The sequence below is a fragment of the Lichenicola sp. genome (assembly GCF_965198575.1).
Classification (GTDB): Bacteria; Pseudomonadota; Alphaproteobacteria; order Acetobacterales; family Acetobacteraceae; genus Lichenicola.
Genome location: NZ_OZ240671.1, coordinates 441,243 through 464,129, shown reverse-complemented (window position 1 = coordinate 464,129; position 22,887 = coordinate 441,243). Strand labels below are relative to the sequence as shown.

24 protein-coding genes and 1 other RNA gene are annotated in these 22,887 nt (G+C 69.7%); 15 read left to right on the top strand and 10 right to left on the bottom strand.

All coding sequences use genetic code 11. From position 1 onward, the window contains the following. Positions 1–17: 17 nt before the first annotated feature. The 5 genes from ACOEQ2_RS02345 to efp form a co-directional block, all read right to left on the bottom strand. Positions 18–998 carry a peptidoglycan -binding protein gene (locus ACOEQ2_RS02345; RefSeq protein ID WP_419729786.1) on the bottom strand — a complete coding sequence of 327 codons (981 nt, stop codon included), beginning with the start codon at positions 996–998 and terminating at the stop codon, positions 18–20. Further along, complete coding sequence (locus ACOEQ2_RS02340; RefSeq protein ID WP_419729785.1) at positions 995–2,179, bottom strand: flagellar motor protein MotA; 1,185 nt, start codon at positions 2,177–2,179, stop codon at positions 995–997. The genes ACOEQ2_RS02345 and ACOEQ2_RS02340 overlap by 4 nt, the downstream gene beginning before the upstream one ends. Continuing rightward, a complete protein-coding gene (locus ACOEQ2_RS02335; RefSeq protein ID WP_419729784.1) occupies positions 2,176–3,093 on the bottom strand; it encodes an OmpA family protein in 918 nt (305 codons plus the stop codon). Before ACOEQ2_RS02335 ends, ACOEQ2_RS02340 begins: the two co-directional genes overlap by 4 nt. A gap of 61 nt (positions 3,094–3,154) precedes the next feature. Then, positions 3,155–4,009 carry an inositol monophosphatase family protein gene (locus tag ACOEQ2_RS02330; protein ID WP_419729783.1) on the bottom strand — a complete coding sequence of 285 codons (855 nt, stop codon included), beginning with the start codon at positions 4,007–4,009 and terminating at the stop codon, positions 3,155–3,157. A gap of 11 nt (positions 4,010–4,020) precedes the next feature. Continuing rightward, a complete protein-coding gene (gene efp, locus ACOEQ2_RS02325; RefSeq protein ID WP_419729782.1) occupies positions 4,021–4,587 on the bottom strand; it encodes an elongation factor P in 567 nt (188 codons plus the stop codon). Positions 4,588–4,816: 229 nt separating this feature from the next. Here efp and ACOEQ2_RS02320 point away from each other — a divergent pair, with 229 nt between their 5' ends. Beyond that, entirely contained in the window at positions 4,817–5,926 is a 1,110-nt protein-coding gene (locus ACOEQ2_RS02320) for an alpha/beta fold hydrolase (RefSeq protein WP_419729781.1), read from the top strand. Between the two features lie 147 nt (positions 5,927–6,073). Here ACOEQ2_RS02320 and ACOEQ2_RS02315 read toward each other — a convergent pair whose 3' ends face one another. Beyond that, a complete protein-coding gene (locus ACOEQ2_RS02315) occupies positions 6,074–7,123 on the bottom strand; it encodes a lysine-2,3-aminomutase-like protein (RefSeq protein ID WP_419731112.1) in 1,050 nt (349 codons plus the stop codon). Between the two features lie 52 nt (positions 7,124–7,175). On the opposite strand from ACOEQ2_RS02315, the gene epmA reads away from it, so the two are divergent. The 3 genes from epmA to ACOEQ2_RS02300 all read left to right on the top strand — a co-directional run bounded on the left by epmA (position 7,176) and on the right by ACOEQ2_RS02300 (position 9,525). Continuing rightward, a complete protein-coding gene (gene epmA / locus ACOEQ2_RS02310) occupies positions 7,176–8,234 on the top strand; it encodes an EF-P lysine aminoacylase EpmA (protein ID WP_419729780.1) in 1,059 nt (352 codons plus the stop codon). 82 nt (positions 8,235–8,316) lie between these two features. Further along, positions 8,317–8,742 carry a hypothetical protein gene (locus tag ACOEQ2_RS02305; protein ID WP_419729779.1) on the top strand — a complete coding sequence of 142 codons (426 nt, stop codon included), beginning with the start codon at positions 8,317–8,319 and terminating at the stop codon, positions 8,740–8,742. A gap of 141 nt (positions 8,743–8,883) precedes the next feature. Beyond that, positions 8,884–9,525 (top strand): fasciclin domain-containing protein, encoded by a 642-nt coding sequence (locus ACOEQ2_RS02300; RefSeq protein ID WP_419729778.1) that lies wholly within the window; start codon positions 8,884–8,886, stop codon positions 9,523–9,525. Here the strand turns inward: ACOEQ2_RS02300 and thiE are convergent. Beyond that, positions 9,518–10,159, bottom strand: coding sequence for a thiamine phosphate synthase (gene thiE / locus ACOEQ2_RS02295; protein ID WP_419729777.1), 642 nt, complete (start codon positions 10,157–10,159; stop codon positions 9,518–9,520). The genes ACOEQ2_RS02300 and thiE overlap by 8 nt on opposite strands. Positions 10,160–10,190: 31 nt before the next feature. Further along, positions 10,191–10,676, bottom strand: a complete 486-nt coding sequence (locus ACOEQ2_RS02290) for a hypothetical protein (protein WP_419729776.1) — start codon at positions 10,674–10,676, stop codon at positions 10,191–10,193. A gap of 65 nt (positions 10,677–10,741) precedes the next feature. On the opposite strand from ACOEQ2_RS02290, the gene ACOEQ2_RS02285 reads away from it, so the two are divergent. The 7 genes from ACOEQ2_RS02285 (at position 10,742) to ACOEQ2_RS02255 (ending at position 16,433) form a co-directional block, all read left to right on the top strand. Then, positions 10,742–11,116, top strand: coding sequence for a hypothetical protein (locus ACOEQ2_RS02285; protein WP_419729775.1), 375 nt, complete (start codon positions 10,742–10,744; stop codon positions 11,114–11,116). A gap of 64 nt (positions 11,117–11,180) precedes the next feature. Beyond that, positions 11,181–11,522, top strand: a complete 342-nt coding sequence (locus ACOEQ2_RS02280; protein ID WP_419729774.1) for a cell division protein ZapA — start codon at positions 11,181–11,183, stop codon at positions 11,520–11,522. 9 nt (positions 11,523–11,531) lie between these two features. Beyond that, a non-coding RNA gene (ssrS, locus tag ACOEQ2_RS02275) (6S RNA) lies at positions 11,532–11,687 on the top strand. Between the two features lie 21 nt (positions 11,688–11,708). Further along, a complete protein-coding gene (locus ACOEQ2_RS02270) occupies positions 11,709–12,314 on the top strand; it encodes a 5-formyltetrahydrofolate cyclo-ligase (RefSeq protein ID WP_419729773.1) in 606 nt (201 codons plus the stop codon). Next, on the top strand, positions 12,268–13,110 hold the full coding sequence (locus ACOEQ2_RS02265; protein WP_419729772.1) for a TIGR00282 family metallophosphoesterase: 843 nt from the start codon (positions 12,268–12,270) through the stop codon (positions 13,108–13,110). Before ACOEQ2_RS02270 ends, ACOEQ2_RS02265 begins: the two co-directional genes overlap by 47 nt. A 47-nt stretch (positions 13,111–13,157) precedes the next feature. Further along, positions 13,158–15,398 carry a TonB-dependent receptor gene (locus ACOEQ2_RS02260; RefSeq protein ID WP_419729771.1) on the top strand — a complete coding sequence of 747 codons (2,241 nt, stop codon included), beginning with the start codon at positions 13,158–13,160 and terminating at the stop codon, positions 15,396–15,398. A gap of 99 nt (positions 15,399–15,497) precedes the next feature. Further along, the gene (locus ACOEQ2_RS02255; protein WP_419729770.1) at positions 15,498–16,433 is read left to right on the top strand and encodes a CatB-related O-acetyltransferase; all 936 of its coding nucleotides are present in this window, start codon (positions 15,498–15,500) and stop codon (positions 16,431–16,433) included. A gap of 167 nt (positions 16,434–16,600) precedes the next feature. On the opposite strand, the gene ACOEQ2_RS02250 is transcribed toward ACOEQ2_RS02255, so the two are convergent. Then, a complete protein-coding gene (locus tag ACOEQ2_RS02250; RefSeq protein WP_419729769.1) occupies positions 16,601–18,097 on the bottom strand; it encodes an AMP nucleosidase in 1,497 nt (498 codons plus the stop codon). Between the two features lie 147 nt (positions 18,098–18,244). Between ACOEQ2_RS02250 and ACOEQ2_RS02245 the strand changes: the two genes are divergently transcribed. The 4 genes from ACOEQ2_RS02245 to ACOEQ2_RS02230 are packed head-to-tail and all read left to right on the top strand — an operon-like array spanning position 18,245 to position 21,587. Then, positions 18,245–20,005 (top strand): Na+/H+ antiporter, encoded by a 1,761-nt coding sequence (locus ACOEQ2_RS02245; RefSeq protein WP_419729768.1) that lies wholly within the window; start codon positions 18,245–18,247, stop codon positions 20,003–20,005. Then, positions 20,002–20,958, top strand: a complete 957-nt coding sequence (locus ACOEQ2_RS02240; protein WP_419729767.1) for a DMT family transporter — start codon at positions 20,002–20,004, stop codon at positions 20,956–20,958. The genes ACOEQ2_RS02245 and ACOEQ2_RS02240 overlap by 4 nt, the downstream gene beginning before the upstream one ends. 29 nt (positions 20,959–20,987) lie before the next feature. Further along, on the top strand, positions 20,988–21,260 hold the full coding sequence (locus ACOEQ2_RS02235; protein WP_419729766.1) for a type II toxin-antitoxin system RelE/ParE family toxin: 273 nt from the start codon (positions 20,988–20,990) through the stop codon (positions 21,258–21,260). A 9-nt stretch (positions 21,261–21,269) separates the two neighbouring features. After that, positions 21,270–21,587 carry a HigA family addiction module antitoxin gene (locus ACOEQ2_RS02230; RefSeq protein ID WP_419729765.1) on the top strand — a complete coding sequence of 106 codons (318 nt, stop codon included), beginning with the start codon at positions 21,270–21,272 and terminating at the stop codon, positions 21,585–21,587. 64 nt (positions 21,588–21,651) lie between these two features. Here the strand turns inward: ACOEQ2_RS02230 and ACOEQ2_RS02225 are convergent, their stop codons facing one another. Beyond that, positions 21,652–22,794 carry an energy transducer TonB gene (locus ACOEQ2_RS02225; RefSeq protein ID WP_419729764.1) on the bottom strand — a complete coding sequence of 381 codons (1,143 nt, stop codon included), beginning with the start codon at positions 22,792–22,794 and terminating at the stop codon, positions 21,652–21,654. Between the last annotated feature and the right edge of the window lie 93 nt (positions 22,795–22,887).

Below are 22,887 nucleotides of genomic sequence, written 5' to 3'. Positions count from 1 at the left end.
GGTGGCGCCCGGGCCGGTCAGCGATCGGTCAGGCGCAGCTCGATCCGGCGGTTGCGGGCGTAGGCCTCGGGGGTGCTGCCGTTATCCAGCGGCTGAAACTGCGAGAAGCCCGTGGCGGCCAGGTTCTGCGGGTTGATCCCGTCCGCGGTCAGCAGCTTCACCACGGTGATGGCGCGTGCCGAGGACAGCTCCCAGTTGGTCGCGAACGCTGTGTTGGCGATCGGCTGCCGGTCGGCGTGGCCGTCGACCCGCAGGATCCAGGGCAGGTCGGGCGGGATCTCGGCAGCGATGGTCTTCAGGGTCCGGGCGAGGGTGTTCATCTGCGCGCGCCCGGCGGCAGACAGCTCGGCGCTGCCCGGCGGGAACAGCACCTCGCTCTGGAACACGAAGCGATCGCCGACGACACGGATGCCGGGCTGGTGCGCCAGCAGCTGCGACAGGCGGCCGAAGAACTCGCTGCGATAGCGTTTCAGCTGCTCGACCTTGTCGGCGAGCGCCAGGTTCAGCTTGTTGCCGAGATCGGTGATCTTGGCGTCGCGATCCTTGATGTCGGCCTGCGAGATGTCGAGCGCCTGGGAGATCGCCGCGAGCTGCTTCTGCAGTTCGGCGAGTTGCTGGTTCAGCAGCGCCACCTGGGCCTGGCTGTCGGTCGAGAGCTTGTCGGCAGAGGCGAGCTTCGCGGTGTCGGCGTTGAGCTCGGCGGCCAGCGTCGCGGCGGAGACCTCGTCCCGGATGTGCTGCGATTTCAGCGTGGCGACCGAGTACTCGAGCGACTGGCTGTGGCCCTTCTCCAGCGACAGCAGCTGGGTCAGCTGCGCCATCTCGCGGGTCAGCCGGTCCAGCGCGCTCTGCCGGCCGTTCAGCGCCACCGACAGGAAAGCCTGCGCCAGCACGAACACCAGCAGCACGAAGATGATGACCATGAGCAGCGTGGACAGCGCGTCCACATAGCCCGGCCAGGCGTCCAGCCCGTTGCCGCGGACGCCGCGACGCCTCATCGCGCCGGACGTCCGGATGCGTCACCGGACGCCGGGAACGCCGGGCTGCCCTGGCCGCCCGATGCGGCGACGGTGCGGGTCAGCACCCTGAGCTCGTTTCGCAGCTCCGTGGTGGTCTGGCTGCGGCCCTGCTCGTTCTCGGCGAGGATGCGTTGCAGCAGCCGTTCAATGCCGCGAATCGGCTCGCGCAGGTCCTGCGCGCCGGCACCGCCGCCGGACGGGTCGCTCAGCCGCTGCAGGGCCGGCACCATCGCCGACTGCGCCTCGGCCACGCGCAGCATCAGCTGCTGGTTCGCCCGGAGCATCTCGTTCAGCGCGCCGATGCGGTCGGACAGCGTCGCCATCGTCTGGTTGTAGGCCTGGCGACCGTCCTCGCCGCGGGCCAGCACGGTCTGCAGGCCGTCGAGGTTCTCCGCGGTCTGCTCGAGCAGCGCCTGCACGTAGGCCGGGATCGGGGCCTCGCCGTCGCCGCCGGTGTAGCCGGAGGAGAAGCGGGTGATGCCGGCCAGCCACTCCTCGAGCTCGTTGAAGAAGCGGTTCTGCGCCTGGCCGGCGGTGAGATCGAGGAAGCCCAGCACCAGCGAGCCGGCGAGGCCGAACATCGAGGCGGAGAACGCGGTGCCCATGCCGGCGAGCGGCTGCGCCAGGCCGGCCTTGAGCTGGCCGAACATCTGGGTGACGTCGCCGGAGCCGACCGACATGTTCTCGATCACCCCGCCGATCGAGTGCACGGTCTTCAGCAGGCCCCAGAAGGTGCCGAGCAGGCCGAGGAAGATCAGCAGCCCGGTCATGTAGCGCGACAGCTCGCGGCTCTCGTCCAGGCGGGACGCCAGGCTGTCGAGCAGCGACCGGGTGGCGGGGGTCGAGAGCACCAGCCGATCGGCGCGGTTGCGGGTCGCCAGCATGGAGGCCATCGGCGCCAGCAGGCGAGGCGGCCGCGGTGGGGCCAGGCCGGCGCGCGGCTGGCGCAGGGTCTCGATCCAGCGCACCTCGGGCGACAGCCGGGCCACCATCACCAGGTTCCAGATGATGCCGAGCGCCAGCACCCCGAGGATCAGGCCATCCAGCACCGGATTGTTCTGGAACGCGAGCAGGAGCGTCGGGAACAGGAACGCAGCACACCCGGCGACCACCGCCAGGAACACCAGCATGCGCAGGACATAGGTCGTGGGGCGGGTCATGGATGGGTGTTTCCGGGAGGCGTTGGTCCGGGGGCGGGGGACAGCGTGGCGTCGGGAGAAGCTGCGGATGCGTCGGCAGCTGGCGTGCCGGCTGGGGACATACCGGCTGGGGGCGTGCCCGCCGGAGGTGCGCCGATCGGGGTCACGGCGGTGTCGCCGGGATTGCGGGAGAGGTGCAGGTCGACGCGATCGGCAGGTGCTGCGGTATCAGCGGCGGTGACGCTCGGGGTGGCTCCGGATGGGGTGTCGCCTGTCGTCGGCTGGCCGATCACCCGGACATAGATCCGGGTCGAGGGGATGCCTTCGTTGATCAGCACGGCACGGGCGGCAAGACCCCGCGAGAGCGCCATCCGCCGCGGCGTGGAGGGATCTTCCGGCGTGCCCAGGCCGTACGCCTCGAGATCGGCGCGGGCCAGCGGATCGGCCTTGAGCTGGGCTGCGAAGTTCTGCAGCGCCTGCATCGTGGTCGGATTGAGGTCGGCGCTGGCGGCTCCGAAGGTGATGCGGGTGCCGCCATCGATCGGCGTCGCGGTGCCGCCGGCGCCCTGCACCACCGGAACCGGCGGCGGCGGTGGTGGCGGATGCAGCGGCACGTTGATGACCGGCGCCCTGAACACCGGGGGCGGCGGCGGTGCGGCCGGGATGGTGGCAGCCGGTGGCGGGCGGCCGGACTTCGCCGCGGGTTTGTGCGCCGACCCCTTGCCGGCGGTGGCGGCGTTATGCGCCGAGGCGTGCCCATGACCGGACGTATGCGCCGGCCTTGCGGGGTGGTGCGTGGCGGTCGCATGCGCGGCCGGCTTACCCGAGCCGAGGGCGTCGAGCGCGCTCCGGTTGGTGGTGACCTGGGCCGCCGCGGGGCTGATCGCCACGCCGAGGAGGCCGATGAAGGAGAGACCGAGGTTCAAGCTGCGCATCGTGCCGGACCCTAGACGAGGCCGCGCACACGCTCAACCGGCGCCGGTCCGGAGAGGGCGCTCAGGTTGGGGGTGTTGCACTCGCCTGGATGGCGCCGCCCATGCCGGCCAGCACGATCTCGCGCAGCTTGGGGTGCATGTAGGTGTTGCCGGCGACGATGTTGCAGTCGGCTTCCATCGCCTGGCTTTCCGCGTTGTGCGGGTCGGTGACGTAGCCGCCGGCCTCACGCACGACCAGGATGCCGGCCGCACAGTCCCACGGCTTCAGCCCGATCTCCCAGAACCCGTCATAGCGGCCGGCCGCGGTCCAGCAGAGATCGAGTGCGGCCGAACCGAACCGCCGGATCCCCGACACCTGCGGCATCAGCGACCCCAGGATGCGGGCGAACGGCAGTCGGCGTTCGGCCGGGATCGCCGCGAACGGGATGCCGGTGGAGAACAGCGCGTCGATCAGCTCGCGCCTGGCCGACACGCGCAAACGGCGCTCGTTCAGGTAGGCGCCGGCGCCCTTCTCGGCCCAGAACATCTCGTTGCCGGCAGGGTTGTACACCACCGCGGCTGCGAGCTCGGCGCTGCCGTCGGGGAGGCGCTTCTGCAGGCCGATGCTGATCGCCCAGTGCGGGATGCCGTGCAGGAAGTTGGTGGTGCCGTCGAGCGGGTCGACCACCCAGCGCCAGGACCAGTTCTCCGAACCCGAGGCACCGCTCTCCTCCATCAGGAAGGCGTAGCCCGGACGGGCGCGTGCCAGCTCCTCGCGGATCGTGGCCTCGGCGCGCAGGTCGGCCTGGCTGACGAAATCGCCCGGCCCCTTGATGCTGACCTGCAGCTGCTCGACCTCGTTGAAGTCGCGCAGCAGCCGGCGCGCCGCCTTCTGCGCCGCGTTCTGCATCACCGTCATGACAGGAGAGAGGCGCATGGCCATCGTCGTCAGCCCTTGGCGCGCTCGACGTAGCTGGCGTCGTCGGTGCGCACGACGATGCGCTCGCCGGCTTCGATGAACGGCGGCACCATCGTCTTGACGCCGTTCGACAGCTTGGCCGGCTTGTAGGAGGAGCTGGCGGTCTGGCCCTTCACCACGGGGTCGGCCTCGACGATCTCCAGCGTGACGTGCGGCGGCAGCTCCATGCCGACCGGATCGCCTTCGACCAGCTTGACGTTGACCGTCATGTTGTCCTGCAGGAACGCGGTGGCTTCGCCGAGGATGGCGGTCGGGATGACGGCCTGCTCGAAGGTCTCGGGGTCCATCAGCACCAGGTTGTCGCCCTCGGTGTAGGAGTACGTGTACTCCTTGTCCTCGGTCATCAGCCGCTCGACGGTGTCGGCGGTGCGCCAGCGCTCGTTGGTCTTGTTGCCGGTCTTCAGGTCGCGCATCTCGACCTGGATGAAGGCGCCGCCCTTGCCGGGGGTGATGATCTGCTGCTTGAGGATGGTCCAGCGACGGCCATCATGCTCGATCACCTGGCCGGCGCGGATCAGGTTGGCCTGCTGCTTCATTGTCGAGCCTTGGGCGGGGGATGGGAAGGCGGGCTTCTAGACCCATCCACCCGGTGCGGCAAGAACGCCGGGCAGGCAGCCCTTGGGCCGTCGACGGACGTGGCGCGGTGACCTATCGTCCGATGCGGGTTCTGTTGCGGTCGTCTGCCGGGCGGACCGGCGCAGCTGTCAGCCCGGGAGATGGGCTGCCTGTCGCAGAACATGATTTCAATCGGATTGATGCGCCTTCATGAAAACCAGTGTCGTGTCCAACGTCGCCTCGCTTCTGCTTGCCGCGGGACTTTCCGGCCAGGCGGGGGTGGCACAGGCGCAGCCGATCGCCGGGCCGGTCAGCCATGAATTCGTCATTCCCGATTTCACCACCGAGAGCGGGTCGGTGCTGCCGCACGCCCGGGTCATGTATGGCACCTACGGCACGCTGAACCCGGCCGGCGACAATGCCGTGCTGCTGCCGTCGCACTACATGGCCGACATGCATGGCTACGAGTGGCTGATCGGCCCGGGCAAGGCGCTCGATCCGGGCAAGCTGTTCCTGGTCACCAGCGAGCTGTTCGGCAACGGTCGCTCCTCCTCGCCGAGCAACACGCCGGAGCCGTTCCACGGGCCGCGGTTCCCGGTGATGACGATCCGGGACAATGTCCGCGCGGTGCACCAGTTGCTGATCGAGCAGTTGCATGTGCGGCATCTGCGCGCCGTCATCGGTTTCTCGATGGGAGCTCAGCAGGCTTTGCAGTGGGCGGTACTGTATCCGGATTTCATGGACCGGATCGTTGCCACGTCCGGAACCGCAAAGACATACGGCCATGGCATCGTCCGGCTCGACGGGCAGATCGCGGCGATCACCGCGGATGCGGCGTTCGATGGCGGCGACTACAAAACCGAGCCGGCGACAGGCATCGCCGCGACGTCGATGGTGTGGCTCGGCTGGCTGTATTCGCAGGAATGGTGGCGTCGCGAATTGTGGCGCGGCGAAAACCCGACCGGCACGACGCTCACCCAGGCGATCGATCACATGGCGCGCGAGTTCTTTGCCGGTGACGACGCGAACGACCTGATCCTGCAGATGCGCACCTGGCAATCCAACGATGTCGGCAACACGCCGCCATTCAAGGGCGACGTCGAGGCGGCGTTGCGCTCGATCAAGGTGCCGGTGCTGTACATGCCGTCGGCGACGGACCTGTATTTCCCGGTCGAGGATGCGCGCTACGAGGCCGGCTTCATCGCGCACTGCACCTTCCTGCCGATCCCGTCGCTGTGGGGCCATCCCGCCGGCGCCGGTGCGAGCCCTGAGGATGCGCGGTTCCTGAACACGCATATCGCAGCGTTCATGGGCGGTTGACCGCTCCGGTTTGCCTGGCGATCCCTGACCCGTTCCCGTCAGCAGTCGATATGTTTCCACTCCCGCCGCGCACGGACGGGTGGCGGATGTCTGCATGAGCGCGAGCGGTCGGGCCTGGAAGCCCGAGCTGCTGGTGCAGCATCGCCGCTACGCATCAGGGGCGAGGTCGTGCGGGAGGCCCGCGGGATCGCGCACGGTGCCGGCGTCCAGATCCAGATAATCCGGGCCGATCGGGACCTTGCCGTGGCCGCCGGGGATGTCGAGCACGTAGGTCGGCCAGGCGAGCCCGGTGACGCGCCCGCGCAACTCCGCCATCAGGCGGCGGCCCTCGGCGATCGGCACATGGAAGTGCGCGGTCCCCGGCGCCGGGTCGAGCTGGTGCAGGTAGTACGGCTTCACCCGGGCGGCCAGCATGGCGCGGAACAGGGCCTCGAGTGCCGCCATGCTGTCATTGACGCCGCGCAGCAGCACCGACTGGCCAAGCACCGGGACCGCCCGGCGCTGGATCCGCAGCAGGGCCGAGCGCGCGGCTTCGGTGAACTCGCGTGCATGGTTGGCGTGCACCACCAGCCAGAGCGGCTTGGTGGTTTCCAACGTGTCCAGCATCGGCCCGGTGATGCGGGCGGGATCGGCCACCGGCACCCGGCTATGGATGCGGATGGTCTGCAGATGCGGGATCGCGTCCAGGGCGGCGAGAACGCCGCCCAGGCGACGCGGCGACAGCATCAGCGGATCGCCGCCGGTCAGGATCACCTCGGTGATCGCAGGATGCGCCGCCAGCCAGTCGAGTGCCCGTTGCAGCGCGGCCTCGTCGAGCAGGCCACCATCGGGGCCCACATGCTCGCGGCGGAAGCAGAACCGGCAATAGAGCGGACAGATCAGCAGCGGCTTCAGCAGCGCCCGGTCGGCATAGCGATGCACGATTCCGGGGACGGGAGAGAAGGCGTCATCGCCGATCGGATCGGATTTTTCGTGCACGGCGACCTCGAGTTCGGCCGCCTGCGGGATCACCTGCAATCCGATCGGATCGTCCGGCTGTTCGATGAGGCCAGCGAACGCGGGCGGGATGGCGGTCGCATAGCGCGCGGCGACTGCCTCCAGCGCACCGCGTGCGGACGGATCGACGAGGCCGGCTTTGATCAGGCCGGCGATGCTGCGGATCGTGCTGCGTTCAGGCTCGAGGTTGCTGCCATCCATCGGCGGGCTGTACTGCCGCGTTCGCCCCATGCGCAACCAGGGAAGGCGCCAGATGACCACCAGCCCGCCACGCGACCCGCCGCGCACCGCCAGCCTGCCCGACCGGCTGCCGTTGCTGCGTCGGCGCGGCATGATGCTGCGCGCCACCCGGGCGTTCTTCGAGGCGCGCGGCTACCTGGAGGTCGAGACGCCGTATCTGGTGCCGAGCCCCGGCGAGGAGGTGCATCTGCGGCCGTTCCGCACCCGCCTGGAGCAGCCGGACGGACAGACCGGTGACATCTGGCTGCATACCAGTCCGGAATTCGCCATGAAGCGGATCGTGGCCGATCTCGGGCTGCCGGTGTTCCAGCTGGCCCGGGTCTGGCGTAACGGCGAGGCCGGCGACACCCATTCGCCGGAATTCACCATGCTGGAATGGTATCGCCCCGGAGCCGACCTGGCGTCGCTGATGGACGAGACCGAGCGGCTCCTGCAACGGCTGTTGCCGCCGGCGATCGAGCGCCATGGCGGCGTGATCCGGATCGACCAGCCGTTCGAGCGGCTGCGCATGGCCGACGCGTTCGATCGTCACGCCGGCGCCGATCTGCTGGGCACCGCAGGCGACGCGGCAGCCCTGGCGCGCCAGGCCGGGTTGGAGCTGCGACCGGGCGAGGACTGGGAGGATCTGTTCTTCCGGCTGCTGCTGGAGCGGATCGAGCCGCAGATCGGCCAAACGCGCCCGACCTTCCTCACGCATTGGCCGGCGGCGCAGGCCGCACTCGCCAGGCGTGATCCGGCCGATCCGCGGGTGGCGCTGCGGTTCGAGCTTTATGCCGGCGGACTCGAGCTTGCCAACGCGTTCGACGAACTGACCGACCCGGTGGAGCAGGCGGCACGGTTCGCCGTCGACCGGGAGCGCCGCGTGGCGTTGCGCGGGCCGGATCCGGATGCTGCCTGGCCACTGGACGAGTCGTTGATCGCGGCGTTGCCCCGGCTACCCGACTGTGCCGGCATCGCGCTGGGCTTCGACCGGCTGGCGATGCTGGCGACAGGCGCCGAGCGGATCGAGGACGTGCTGTGGCTGACCCACCGACCCACCAAAGCCGGTTGTCCGCCCGCAGAAAAATTGTAACGTGATGTGGATGAACTTCCGGCGGCAGCGCCAGGACCTATATCGATGGCCTGAACCAACCTGAACCGCTGGTGCCCGATCCATGAAGTTGCAGACAATCGTGCCTCTCGCGGCACTGCTGGCATTGTCCGCGTGCGAGGTGCCGAGCCCGGCCCAGCGCAAGCAGCTCGACTCGATGATCGGCCGCTCGGAAACCGACCTGGTCCGCTCTTTCGGCGTGCCGACCCGGACTTTCAGCACCGACGGCCACACCTTCCTCGCTTATGTCGACAACGAGAGCAGCTACTCCCCCGGGTCGCCGGGCCTCGGCTGGGGTTGGGGCTGGGGTGGCTGGGGATGGGGCGGCGGCGGGTTCGGTCCCGGTGGCTTCGGCGGCGGCTGGGGCGGCGGCTATGGCGGCTTCGGCGACGGCTTCGGGCCCAGCTACTACCAGAGCAGCTGCACCACGACCTTCGAGGTCGATGGCGGCCGCGTCGCCTCCTGGAAACTGCGCGGCGACGGCTGCTGAGCTCCGCGGACGGTCGCCGGCCGGGCCCGTGATCGGCGAGGCGAACGTTGCTCGCTTGCGCCGGGTGATGCCAGCCGATATCGAGGCATCGGTGCTGGCGCGTGCGTCCTGTCTGGGTGGCGCGCCGGGGAGGGGGATCCTATGAAACGTCGGACGCGTGCCGTGTGGCCGGTTGTGCTTGCAGTGCTGTCGCCGGCGGTGCTGGGCGGATGCGAGAGCACGGCCAGGCAGGACCCGTTCTTCGTGCGCCCGTCGACCGATACGCTGGTGTTTCGCGATACCTCGCTGTTCCGCGACCGGCCGCTCGACGACAGCCTGCGTGGCTCGCTGGCGCTGGCCGATTACAGCACCGCGCTGATCCAGACCGGGCTGATGACGCAGCTGCAGCAGCCCGGGCCGTACACGGTGTTCGCGATCCCGAACACGCCGCTCGAAGCGGCACAGACTGCGGATGGCGGCCACCTGCTGGATCCGGCCATGCGCCCCAGCCTGCGCCGCATGATGGCCTACACGATCGTTCCGGGCGCCTTCACCACGTCAGAGCTGCGCCAGATGATCGCAAAGCGTGGCGGTCCGATCGGCTTGCGCACCATCGATGGCGACATCCTGAGCGTGTCGATCGAGCCCGGGACCGGCGAGCTGCTGCTGGGCGACACCCAGGGCCGGACCAGCCGGATCTGGCTGTCCGACATGCCGCAATCGAACGGCGTGCTCTATGCGACCCAGTCGATGCTGACGCCCGGCGTGGTCGCCTCCGGTCAGGTGCCCGCGACGATCAGGTAGCAGCCGAAGCGGCGTCGGCGATCGCGGCGTTCATTGCGCGGACGCCGGCGGCCGGGCCTTCGGGATGATCCCAGACGGCGCTGATGACGGCGAGGAAATCGGCGCCGGCGGTGACCAGCGGGGCGCAGTTCGCCGGCGTGATGCCGCCGATCGCCACCACCGGCAGCTCCATCATCTCGGACCACCAATGCAGCAGTTCCGGATCCGATCGGATTTCGGTCTGCTTGCTCGGCGACGGGAAGAAGGCGCCGTACGCCACGTAATCGGCGCCGGCCTCGCCCGCGACCATCGCCGCGTCCCGGCTGTCGTAGCAGGACACGCCAAGCTGCATGTCACCGAGCAGGGCGCGGGCAGACGCGATGTCGATGTCCTCGGCGCCGACATGGGCGCCGTCGCAGCCGGAGCGGACCGCGAGATCGGGCCGGTCGTTCAGGATGAAGGCGATGTCGCGCGACTGCACGATCGGTCGCAGCACGTCGATCGCGCGCAGGATCTCGTCGTCCGGGACAGTCTTCAGGCGAAGCTGCACCGCACCGACATCGCCGGCATCGAGCGCCCGCGCCAGGACGTCCGCGAACGCCGACGGCACCAAAGCGGGCGGCGTGAGCACATAAAGGCGGCAGGTCTGGGTCACGTGCGTCGGCTCCGCAACGGGGGCCGCAGACCTAGCGTGAGGGTGGTCCGGTGTCACGCGGCGGGGCCGGGGGCAGCCCGGATGCGGAGTCGCGGCCGCCGCCGAGCCAGGCTGCCAACTGTCGGACGGCCCCGCGTGCGGCAAGATCGAGCGCCGGTGGCCGGACCGCCTGAAGCCTGGCGCCAAGCCCGGTCGCCCGCTCCAGCACCGCGTCGAATTGCGGGCAGGCCTGGTCCAGCACCAGTCGTTTCTGCCCCAGGCGGAGAGCCTGCATCGCCGGTCCGGCAGCGTCGCCGCAATCCAGCAGGTCCTGGATCGAGTCCGTCCGGTGCTGCCTGGCGGCCGCGACCAGTGCCAGCCACCAGGCGGGACCCATGAAGCAGGCCGCATCCGGCGCCGACAGGAGCAATGGCGGTGCCAGGCCGTCTCGTGCCGCCGCCTCGAGCACCAGCCGCGCATCGGCCAGGCTGTGGATCACCACGGCGACCGGTTCGAGGGTGGGCGGGCTGGGGTTCATGCTTGACGTTCAAGTCGTTGCGGGCGAACAGTTCAAGTCCGATCTGAGCAAGGACAAGGGTGCCAGTGGCGCAACAGGACCAGTGGCAACAGGAAGCGACCCCCGCAGCGGCAGCCGAGCCTGACGGCGGCATTTCGCGGCTCGAAGCGGCGCTGGCCCGAATCGCGGCCGCGGCCGGTCGCAAGCAGGACGAGTTGCGGGTCGCCGAACTGACCGCCCGCGCGGCGCAGCATGAGGCTGACCTGTTGGCCCAGAGCCATGCGCTGGCTGCGGCGGAGGCGGCAGCCTTGCCGGCGGCCGCTCCGGGCATGACGCAGGACGAGTTGCAGGCGCTGGCGGCACGTCTCGACCTGATGATAGCGACGGTGCGGTCGGTGGTGGTGGTGCCGGGTTCCGAGGCCGCCGAGTCGGATGCTTCGGTGCCGGAGTCCGGGCCATAGACGCCGGCGCCTCGCGACGGACACCCAAGCGGGCGGCATTGGCCGTCCTATCCAGGAGATTGCGGTGGCGCAGGTAACCGTGCGGATCAACGGCTACGCCTACGCGGTCGGGTGCGAGGATGGGCAGGAGCCGCATCTGCAATCCATGGCCCGGCAGGTGGAGCGGCGGATCGAGCGCATCAAGTCGATCGGTGGCCAGAGCGGCGAGGCGCGGCTGCTGGCGCTTGCGGCGTTGCTGATGGCCGACGAACTGCACGACCTCGCGGCCGATAGGCTGCCTTCGGGCACGACCAGCGCGCTGGAAGAGGGTGAGCAGGCCCGTGTGCTGATCGAGCAGCGCGAGCACCTTGTGGCGGGGCTCGCGGAACGCGCCGAGGCCATTGCAGCGGCGCTGGAGCGTGACTAGGTTGGTGGGGCGGGGCTACCCGGTTCGTCAGGCAATTCATCCCCTGAGCCGATAAGCACTCTCTCGGGGACTGGCACTGTCGTGATCCTGGTCACGTTACCTGGTTCCCACCTGCACTAGCGGGTTCTGGGAGGCTGACAGTCCAACGGCCATGGTGGCTCCGCACTCCTCCTTTTCCGGCTGCCGATGACGCTGATCGAGCCACACGATGCCAAGCGGGCATTGCGCGCGATGCTGCGGTTGCGTCCCGCCACCGACCGGCTGCAGGCGATCCAGCTCACCGCGGCCTTGCTGAAGCTGCGCCTGCCCGATGGCGCGGTCGTGGCCGGGGTGGCGCCGATGCGCGACGAGCCGGACCTGATGGCGGTCTGGGAGACGCTGCATATGCGCGGCCACCGCGTCGTCCTGCCGGAAACCACGCTCCCGGGCAGTCCGTTGCTGTTCCGTGACTGGCAGCCGGGTGCCATGCTGCAGGTAGGGCGCTTCGGCACGGCACATCCGGACGGGCCCGAGCGCCAGCCCGACATCCTGTTCGTGCCGCTGCTGGCCTGGGATCGCCGGCTGTTCCGGCTGGGCTATGGTGGCGGGTATTACGACCGAACCCTGGCCGCGCTCCCGCATGTGGTTCCGATCGGATTCGGTTTTGCGGCCCAGGAGGTCGCCAGCGTGCCGACCGGGCCCTATGACGAGCCGCTCTCGGCGATGGTCACCGAGCGGGAGACGATCACGCCGGAGGGCCTCGAGTTTGCGGATCTTGTTTCTGGGCGACATCGTCGGCCGCAGCGGGCGTGACGCGGTCGAGGCGCAGCTGCCGGGATTGCGCCGGCGGCTCGGCATCGATCTCGCGGTGGTCAATGCGGAGAATGCCAGCCACGGCTTCGGTCTGGCGCCTGCAATGGCGGACAGCCTGTTCGCGGCCGGCTGCGACGTCATCACGCTGGGCAACCACGCCTGGGACCGGCGCGAGCTGATCGGCCATATCGGATCCGCACCGCGCATCGTCCGGCCGCTGAACTTCCCGCCCGGCACCCCGGGTGCCGGGAGCGTGCTGGTCACCCTGGGTGACGGACGCCGGGCGCTGGTCGCCAACGTCATGGGCCGGCTGTTCATGGACGCGCTCGACGACCCGTTCCGCGCCACCCAGGAGCTGCTGTCGCGGCATCGGCTCGGCACCACGGTGGCGGCCATCGTCATCGACTTCCATGCGGAGGCGACCAGCGAGAAGGTGGCGTTCGCGCATTATCTGGATGGAAGGGTGTCGCTGGTGGTCGGCACCCACACCCACACGCCGACTGCGGACCACCGCGTACTGGCCGGTGGCACGGCGTTCCAGGCAGATGCCGGGATGTGCGGCGACTACGACAGCGTCATCGGCATGGGCAAGGAAGGCTCGGTGGCGCGGTTCGTACGCAAGATGCCGGGTGAGCGGCTGGCCCCCGCCGATGGCGAGGCGACGATCTGCGGGCTGTTCGTCGAGACCGACGACCGCACCGGGCTGGCCCGGACCGTGGCGCCGCTGCGGACCGGAGGGCTGCTGAGCCAGGCGATGCCGGAGATCGCATCCGGCGAGGCCGCACGCCCCGCCTGACCGTCGCGTCGCCCGCCGCGCCTGAGCATCGCGTCGCCCGCCGGCTGGTGTCATCGCAACGTCACGCGACCTGTCCCGAGCCGCTGATCTACACGACCCTCGTGATTGCCCCCTGTCAGCCTCGAACAGCCCGGCGCGTCGCACGGGCCGCCCGGTTCCTGCTCCCCGCCCTGGCCGCCGCCGCGTTCGTCGCTCCTGCCCTGGCGAGCCCGGTGCTGGGCAATTCCGGGGCGGCCGACGGACCGGAGACCGTGCAGGTGGCCGGGACCGTGGCGCCGGTGTCGGCATTGTCGCTCGATCCGACGCAGCCGGCCTCGAACCTGACCACGCAATTCATCCGCACCGTGGCGCCCCCGGCGGCCGACTACAGCGAGATCGTCCGGCTTTCTCCCAGCGTGCTGTCGATCGCGCCGAACGGGCCCGGGCTGTCGGAGAGCGCCGACCTCACCATCCGCGGCTTCTCCGACGGGCAGTACAACGTCACCTTCGACGGCATCCCGTTCGGCGACACCGACGACTTCACCCACCATTCCACGGCCTATTTCGCACCCCAGGCGCTGGGCGCGGTGTCGGTCGATCGCGGGCCAGGCACCGGTGCCACGATCGGCGATGCGACCTTCGGCGGCACGGTGTCGTTGCGCTCGATCGATCCGTCCGCGGCTCCGGGCATTGCCGTATCCGGTACCGTGGGCTCGTTCGACAGCCACCAGGCGGGAGTGCGGCTGGAGAGCGGGGCGGTGCCGGCTCTGAACGATGCGGCACTCGTGTTCGAGGCGGATCGCCTGACCAGCAACGGCTACCTGACCGGCTCCGGTGGCACGCGCACCAACCTGTTTGCCAAGCTGGTGCAGCCGCTGGGCCCGGACACCACGCTCACCGCCGCCGGCAGCACCGAGTGGCTGCAGCAGAACCAGCCCGCCGGCGCCACCCGCGCCGAGATCGCCACGTACGGGCCCGACTACGCCCTCAGCGACAGCCCGGCGCAGCAGAACGACGCGGCCTATAACGGCGAGAGCTACCGGACCGACTTCGCGTATCTGGCCCTGCATCATGACGGCTCGGACCGCGTGTCGCTCGACGAGCGGGTCTATACGTATGGCCTGTACCGGCACTTCTCCAACGGCCTCGACGTCAATGGCGAGACTCCGGACGGCACGGCCCTCGGTGCGGGCGACGTGCCGGGCCAGATGGCGCGCAACGATCTGCGCGCGTTCGGCGACGTGCTGCGGGCGGAGCGTGCCTGGGGCCCGGTCACGCTGCGGCTCGGCATCTGGGGCGAGCACCAGACCAACGATCGCAGCCAGTACGAGGTCGACCTGTCGCGGGGTGGCGCGCCGAACCCGGTGCTCCCGCCTGTCGCCGGTGTGCCGGGGTCGGCGGCGATCGACCGGGTGCAGTCCGACACGCTGGACACCATCCAGCCCTATGCCGAGCTCGAGTGGCGGCCGCTTGCGGAGCTCACGATCCAGCCGGGATTGCGCTGGAACTATGCCGTCCGGACCGTCGACAGCCCGGTGATGGAGGGCACGCGGATCCCCACCGACGAGCATGCCGAGTATGACGCGCTGCTGCCTTCGGTGGTGGTGCGCCAGCATCTGTCGCCGGCCTGGACGGTGTATGGCCAGGCGGCGGAAGGCTTCCTGGCGCCGCAGTTGCAGCTGCTGGACACCACCACCGGTGCCGGCACCGTGCCGCCGGAGCGCACCTGGAACTTCCAGGTCGGCAGCAACTGGCAGCGGCCGGGTCTGTCGCTGGGTGTCGATGGCTACGTGATCCAGTTCGACAACCTGTCGGGTACCCGGACCGTCGGCGGCGAGACCAGCGTGTTCGACGAGGGCGGCGCGACCTACCAGGGGCTCGAGACCGAGGCGACTATCGGGGTCGGATACGGCTTCAGCCTGTACGGCAACGCCAGCCTGAACCGGGCGCGCGATCACCGGAGCGGTGCGCCGGTGCCGAATGCGCCGGATGCGACGCTGGCCGGCGGGCTGCTGTATCGCTCCGGCGGCTGGTTCGGGGCGCTGACCGACAAGTGGGTCGGCGCCCGCTACGGCGATACCGACCGCCAGGCGGGACTCGATCCGTTCAACCAGCTCGATGCCAGCATCGGACGTGTGCTGAAACCGGGATACGGGTTGCCGGGAGTGCGACTACAGCTGCAGGCGCAGAACCTGCTGGACAGCCACGAAATCGACGCGCTCGCCGGCTATACGGTGGCGCAGAACACGCCGCTCTGGTTCGTGCAGGCCGGTCGCAGCGTGTGGATGACGGCTGCAGTGGACTTCTGAAATCGAGCCGGCGCGGACAGGCCGGGGTGATACCGGTGGCCTTCGAAGCCTGTTACAACGCGCCGCCTCGAGACGACCGCGCGACGCTGACGGGACCCGATGACCAGGATACTCTACGACCAGAACGGCATGACCGACATCGAGGTGTCGCCTGAAGTCGCCGAATTGTTCCACAGGCTGCGGGTATTTTCGCACTTCGACTCGCCGCCCGGCATCCAGGTCGGGCACAGGCTCTACTGCACGTCGCACGCGCCGATGCCATCCTATGTCGGGATCTACAGGAGCCATCATCTGCCGACGATGGGAGCGTTCTCGTATTCGTTCTCGTTTCTCGATCGCCATGTGGTGATCGGCGCGTACTGCTCGATTTCGTGGGGTGTCAGGGTGATGGGCATCAACCATCCCCTCGACATGTTCTCGACCACGGCTGCACTCTATCAATCGCATCCGATCTTCGAGGCGGCCTATGCGGATGCCGGCAGGCGCCCGGCGTGGCGCGACAATCCGCAGAAGCCGTTTCCGGTGATCGGCAACGATGTCTGGATCGGCCAGGACGTCCTGCTCGGACGCGGCATCACGATCGGCGACGGCGCGGTGATCGCCGCAGGCTCGGTGGTGGTCAAGGACGTGCCGCCGTACGCGATCGTCGCCGGCACTCCGGCAAAGATCATCCGCAGTCGCTTTACCGAGCATGAACGCCGGCTGCTGCAATGGTCGCGCTGGTGGGAGTACGCGATGCCCGACCTGATGCAGCGCCCGGCCGACGATATCCCGGCGTTCGTGCGCTCGCTTGCGGACGCGATCAATGCAGGCACCGTCAGGAAGATCCGGAAGTTCGATGTCTCGCTCGCGGAATTGTGCCGCAGCGGCGGCGTGGCGGAGTTCCTGAACGGGGACCTCAGCTTAACGGAGCCGGCATCGCCGCTCGACCTGTCGACGATGCCGGACCCGGGTGCGGAGGATGCGATCGCGCCGCCTCTGGATGCGCCGCCGCGGCGAGGATCCGGCCCTGTCTTCAAGGTGCAGCGGGGTTAGCCCGACCGGGGCCGGGAGCCGACCGGGGTACTGCCGCACCGATCGAGGCCTCCGCGGCTCTCGGGTCGGTCGGTGCCGGCGACGTTCGCGCTGCCGGCCGAGGGTCCGGAAAGCATGCGCCGGTTTCCCATCTTGCGAACCCGACGGTGCATCCCTCCGGCGCGTGGCTACCGGAACGGGGGTTCGTCGAAGCCGCGCAGTTTGCGGGAATGCAGCCGGTCGACGCCCTGTGCGCGGAGCGAGCGCATCGTTTCGATGCCAACCTTCAAATGCTGGCTGATGCGCTCGCGGTAGAAACTGCGGGCCATGCCGCGGAGCTTGAGCTCGCCGTGCAGCGGCTTGTCCGACACGCACAGCAAGGTCCCGTACGGCACCCGGAAGCGGAAACCGTTCGCCGCTATCGTGGCACTCTCCATGTCGACGGCGATCGAGCGGCTCATGTTGATCTGGCTGAACAGCGCGTTGTAGCGCAGCTCCCAGTTGCGATTGTCGGTGGTCATCACGGTGCCGGTGCGCAGGCGGGTTTTCAGCTCCGCACCCGACAATCCGGTGATGCGCGTGGTGGCTTCCTGCAGCGCCACCTGCACCTCGGCGATCGGCGGCACCGGGACCCAGGGCGGCAGGTCGTCGTCGAGCACATGGTCGGCGCGGACATAGCCATGCGCCAGCACGTAGTCGCCGAGCCGCTGGGTGCGACGCAGGCCGGCGCAATGGCCCACCATCAGCCAGCAATGCGGACGCAGCACCGCCACATGGTCGGTGATGGTCTTCGCGTTCGAGGGCCCGACACCGATATTGATCAGCGTGATGCCGTCGCCGTCGGGGCGCACCAGGTGGTAGGCCGGCATCTGCGGCAGCCCGCCCGAGGGATCGGCACCGGGCTGGTCGCGGCGATGCACGATGTCGCCGGGCTCGACGAAGGCGCTGTACTCGTCGCCGTCCTGCACCTGGGCGCGGGCGTAATCGCGGAACTCGTCGACATAGCGCTGGTAGTTGGTGAGCAGCACGAAGCGCTGGAAATGCGCGGGCGTGGTGCCGGTATAGTGGTGCAGCCGGGCCAGCGCGTAATCCACCCGCTCGGCGGTGAACAGCGACAGCGGCCGCGGCATGTCCGGGTTGGGCTGCAGCTGGCAGTTGGCGATGCTGTCGTCGGTGCTGGACAGGTCGGGCAGGGCGAACCGCTCGCCGAGGCGGCGGAGGTCGTCCTCGGTGATGTCGGTGACGCTGTCCTCGATCACGTACGGCAGCGGGATGCGCCGTCGCGAACGGCCGACCAGCACCGGCCGGTCGTAATGCTGCAGCAGCAGGCCGATCTGCTCGCGGAGGTAGCCGGCGAACAGCGACGGACGGGTCAGCGTCGTGCCGTAGCAGCCGGGCTCGAGCAGCACGCCGTAGGGGAAGCGGTCCTCGGTCAGCAGCGAGGCGCCGTCGATCTCGATCCCCAGGTACGGATACACCGCCGCGGCTGCATCGATCGGCGTGCGTGACTGGAATGCCTGCTGCAGCAGCGCCACGCTCTCCGCGTAGAGGGCCATGATGCGCTCGACCGCGGCGCCCGCGTCGGTGAAGCGGGTGAAGTCGCTACCCACCCGCTCCAGCAGGCCGGGGACCCCCGGCGACTGCCCCGGTGGCGGCGGGGTCGTGAGGGCGCCGGATGGGCTCATTCGTGTCGCTCCTTGGCGGCGTCGCTGCCGCTGGCCTGGGTCGCCTGGCTCGCCCACGGAGTTTGCCATCGGCCGGGCGGTTTGACACCTTCCGCCCGCGCATGGTCCGTCGGCGGCCGTCACCCCCAGCGCCCGGAGGCCCCCCGAGTGCATATCGCCACCACCGTGTTCCTGCTGCTGTTCGTGGTGACGCTCAGCCTGCCGCTGGCCGCCCTGCTGCGGGTGCCGCTGCCGCTGCTGCAGATCGCACTCGGCGTCGGGGTCAGCCTGCTCGGGGTGCATGTGCATTTCGAGCCCGACGTGTTCATGCTGCTGTTCATCCCACCGCTGCTGTTCTCCGAGGCGTACCTGATGCCGGTGCGCGAGCTGCGTGCGCTGGGCTGGCCGATCCTGATGCTGGCGTTCGGGCTGGTGCTGTTCACCACGGTGGGCTGCGGCACCTTCCTGCACTGGCTGATCCCGCAGATGCAGCTGGCCGTCTGCTTCGCCCTCGCGGCGGTGTTGTCGCCGACCGACGCGGTGGCGGTGGGGGGCATGCTCGAGGGCCGCGCGGTGCCGCAGCGCTTCATGCACATCCTGTCCGGCGAGGCGCTGCTGAACGACGCCTCCGGGCTGGTGTGCTTCAAGTTCGCGGTGGCGGCGGCGATGACCGGCTCGTTCTCGCTGGCGCATGCTTCCGGAGCCTTCGTGGTGATGTCGCTTGCCGGGCTGGCGATCGGCGCGGTGCTGGCGCTGATCCTGGCGCTGGGCGTCAGGCTGCTGGTCCGGCATGGGCGCGAGGACGGCATCGGCGCGATCATGATCCCGCTGCTGCTGCCTTTCGCGGCCTATCTCGGCGCCGAGCATCTGGGCGCCTCGGGCATCCTGGCCGCGGTATCGGCGGGCCTCACGCTGAAGCAGTCGCGCGTCATCAACAGCACCCGGCACGAGATCCGGCTCCGCTCCACTGCGGTCTGGAGCATCCTCATCACCAGCTTCAACGGGCTGATCTTCCTGCTGCTCGGGCTGGAGCTGCCGCGCCTGGCCCGCGGCGGCCACGCGCTGATCGCACGGGTGGGGGTGTCGCCGGCGCGGCTGCTGCTGACCATCCTGGTGATCACCATGGTGCTGGTGGCGCTGCGCTTCGTCTGGATCTGCTTCTCGGTGGCGCTGCGTGACGCGGTCCGCTTCACACGCGGGCGGGTGCTGTCGGCGCCGCGGCGCGCGGTGTCGCGGCCGCAGCCGAGGCTGGTGGTGGCGATGTCGGTGGCCGGAGTGCGCGGCGCCATCACCCTGGCGGCGGTGTTGTCGCTGGGAGACGATTTCCCCGGCCGGGACGCGGTGGTGACGCTGGCCGTCGGCGTCATCCTGGCGTCGCTGCTGCTGGCGGCGACATGCCTGCCTCCGCTGCTGCGCGGTGTGGAGGTGCCCGACATCGATCACCGGCAGCAGGAGGTGGACCGTGCCCGGCTGGCGGTCGCACAGGTTGCGATCGACGCGGCCGAGCACGAGCTGGCGCTGCATGAGGACGAGGAGCCCGCCGGCGATGACCTGGCGCCGCACGCCGATGCCGATGACCGGCACGGCCTGGATGTGCTGCCGGAGGAGCGCAGGACCGTGCTCTCGGGGGTGCTGGCCGAGTTCCAGGCGCGCGAGCTGCGGCTGCGGGCGGTGGTCGATCCGGAGGGTTGCGGCTCCGAGGCCGACGCGGTCGAGCGGACGCTGCGCCGGCACCGGCTGGAGACCAGCTTCCGGCTGCGCGTGCTGCGGCTCGAGCGGCACGCGCTGGAGCGGATGAGCCGGTCGTTCGAGATCAACGACGAGACCGAGCGCGCCCTTGGCCGCGAGCTCGATTTCCAGGAGGAGGTGCTGTCTACGGTGGCCCGCTCGCTGCCACGACCGACGCCGGGTTCCACGGGCGCAGCATGAACAGCCGGATCACTCTCGTGCACGGCGCGCCGATCCCCGCGCGCGACTGGCTGATGCTGGTCGGGCTGTCGTTCCTGTGGGGCGGCTCGTTCTTCTTCTACAAGCTGCTGGCGCCGGTGCTGCCGCCGTTCACGCTGGTGCTGGGTCGCGTGGGGATCGCGGCCCTGGTGCTGCATGCGGTGCTGCTCGCGCGCGGCAACCCGTTGCGTCCCACGCCGCGTCTGGTCGGCTGGTTCCTGCTGCTGGGGGCGCTGAGCAGTGCGCTGCCGTTCTGCCTGTTCGCCTGGAGCGAGCAGCGGATCAGCAGCGGGCTGGCCGCGATCCTGAACTCGCCGACACCGATCGTGACCGCCCTGGTGGCGCATTTCGCCACCCGCGACGAGCGGCTCACCTGGCGGACGCTGGTCGGCGCGATCTTCGGGCTGGCCGGGGTGCTGGTGCTGATCGCGCCGAGCCTGCCGGTCGGGGGCATGTCCGGGTCGGGGGTGTCGGACCTGCTCCCGGAGCTCGCCTGTGTCGGCGCGACGATCACTTATGCGGTTGGCGGGGTGCTGGCGCGCCGGGTGCATGGCGTGGCGCCGCTGCAGTTCGCGGCCGGCCAGATGAGCGGGGCGGCCATCGTGACGCTGCCCTTCGCGGTGTTTGGCGATCGGTTCTGGACGCTGCCGCCGCTGCCGGCATCGGGCTGGGCGGCGCTGCTCGGCATCGCGCTGCTGAGCACGGCACTCGCCTACCTGCTGTATTTCCGGATCCTGGCCTCGTCCGGCGCGACCCGGGCGGCGATGGTCACCTTCCTGGTGCCAGTCAGCGCGCTGCTGCTGGGGGTCGCGTTCCTGGCCGAGCCGGTGACCGCACGCGACATCGCCGGCATCGCGATCATCGGCGCCGGGCTCGCGGTGATCGACGGGCGGATGCTGCGGGTGCTGCGGCGGCGGCCGCGGGTTGCGGAGTAGGCAAGAGAGGGGGGTCTTGGACCAGGACCGTGGTCCACAACGGCCTGCGCCGCCTGATCGAGGATGACGACGCATCCGGCGTAAAGGCGGCAGTCGTGGAGAAGCTCCGACGCATCGTCTCCTTCCTCCAGGACATGGAACGCCAAGACGAATTGCGGACGGTATCGGGTTGGAAGGCGCATCTGCCGACAGGTGATCGCAAGGGCACCTGGAGCCTGTCGGTGACGCGGAACTGGCGCCTCACGTTCCGCATCGATCAGGACGAGATCGAGATCGAACTGGACTACGAGGAGCACCGCTAGGAGGTGGTCATGAGCGTGCTGCAGGGCATTCGGATGAAGACCCCCGCCCATCCCGGCGGGTTCGTGAAGAGCGAGATCGTCGAGGCGCTCGGGCTGTCGGTGACGGATGCGGCGCGGGTGCTTGGCGTGACCCGCGCGGCCATCTCGGCGCTGCTGAACCAGCGCGCGCAGCTGTCGCCCGAGATGGCGGTGCGGCTGGACAAGGCGTTCGGCGTCCCGATGGACACGCTGATGCGGATGCAGAACAGCTACGACATCGTCCAGGCGCGCAAGCGGGCGCACGAGATCATGGTGGCGCCGTTCCAGGGCGAGCAAACCGGCCCGTAGCCGGGCGTACCCCGGCCGGGATCACGCCGAGCGTGTCACTGCAGCCGCAGATCCGGGTACGGCGTCAGCGGGTCAGGACGTAGGTGAGGGTGAAGTCGATGTCGTAGTGGTCGTCGGTGATGTCCGGCGGCATCGGCGGGAGCTTGGCGTTGCGGAACATGCCCTGCGTCGCATCATCGAGGGTATAGGACCCGGACGACCCGATCAGCTGCACGCTCTTCACCTTCCCGTCACGGCCGAGCACGACGTGGACGCGGGTCGGGCCTTCCTCGCCACGTTCCGCCGCCTCCTGCGGGTAGTAGATGTGCCGGTGGATCCAGCTCTCGATCTCGCTGTCGTAGTCATCGTTCGAGCCCTGGACACCCACGGTGGCAAACGGCGTGTTCAGCCGGCCGTTCTTGACGAGTGGCCCCAGAGACAGATCGACAGGCGCATGCGATCCGCCGGGGCGACCGGTGCGGGCGCGCTGCGGACCGGGCGCCTCGGAGAACGACAGGTCCATCGGGTTGGAGAACGGCGAAGTGCGCGTGGCATGGGTCTGTGGCCGCATGGTCCGGAGCGGGATGCGCACCGGCTGGGTCTGATGCGCTTCCGGCTTCTCGGGCGCCTCGATCGGCGGCGGCGGTGGCGGCATCGGGACGAAATCAGGGACAGGCACCGGCGGCGGCGGCGGCGGCAGTTCCGTATTGACCGTCGGTTGCTGCTGCTCCGGCGGCGGGGCAGGCGGTGTGATCGGTGTCGGCGGTGCGGGCGTGGGGGTAGGTGCCGCGGCCGCCGGCTTACCGCCGCCACCGGCATCCGGCGAATCGTTGCCGGCCATGCCACTCTGGCCGAAGACCATCTGCACCTGCGTCTGGTCGGATGGCGGCTTCAGCCGGCCCTGGCGCGCATAGAGGATCGCCAGCAGCACCAGAAGCCCGACATGCAGCGCGGCCGAACCGCCGAGCAAGGTCTCGAGATGGGTGCGCTGGGTGCGGATGCGCCGGGCCAGCGGCAGCCCGGCCAGCTCGAGGCGGCCGGCAGGGATACGACCAGCCGCGTCGGCGAAACGCTGGGACGCAACCACGCGTGGCGCAGTGCCGCGCGGTTCCAGCGCCACCAGCCCCCATGCCGAGCGCCGGGCGAGCGCCCTGGCGGAGGTCGAGAGCGTGGTCGGCCGGCGAGAGGGGCCCGACTTCGGGTCCGAGGGAGCGACGCGATCAGCCATGTCGTAGTCGGGTGTCTCCGCCTGATCGCCCGCGACGTTGCTGCTGGCTGGCAGGCTCCGGTCCGCCGCCGGCCCGCCTATGGTCGGTTAAGC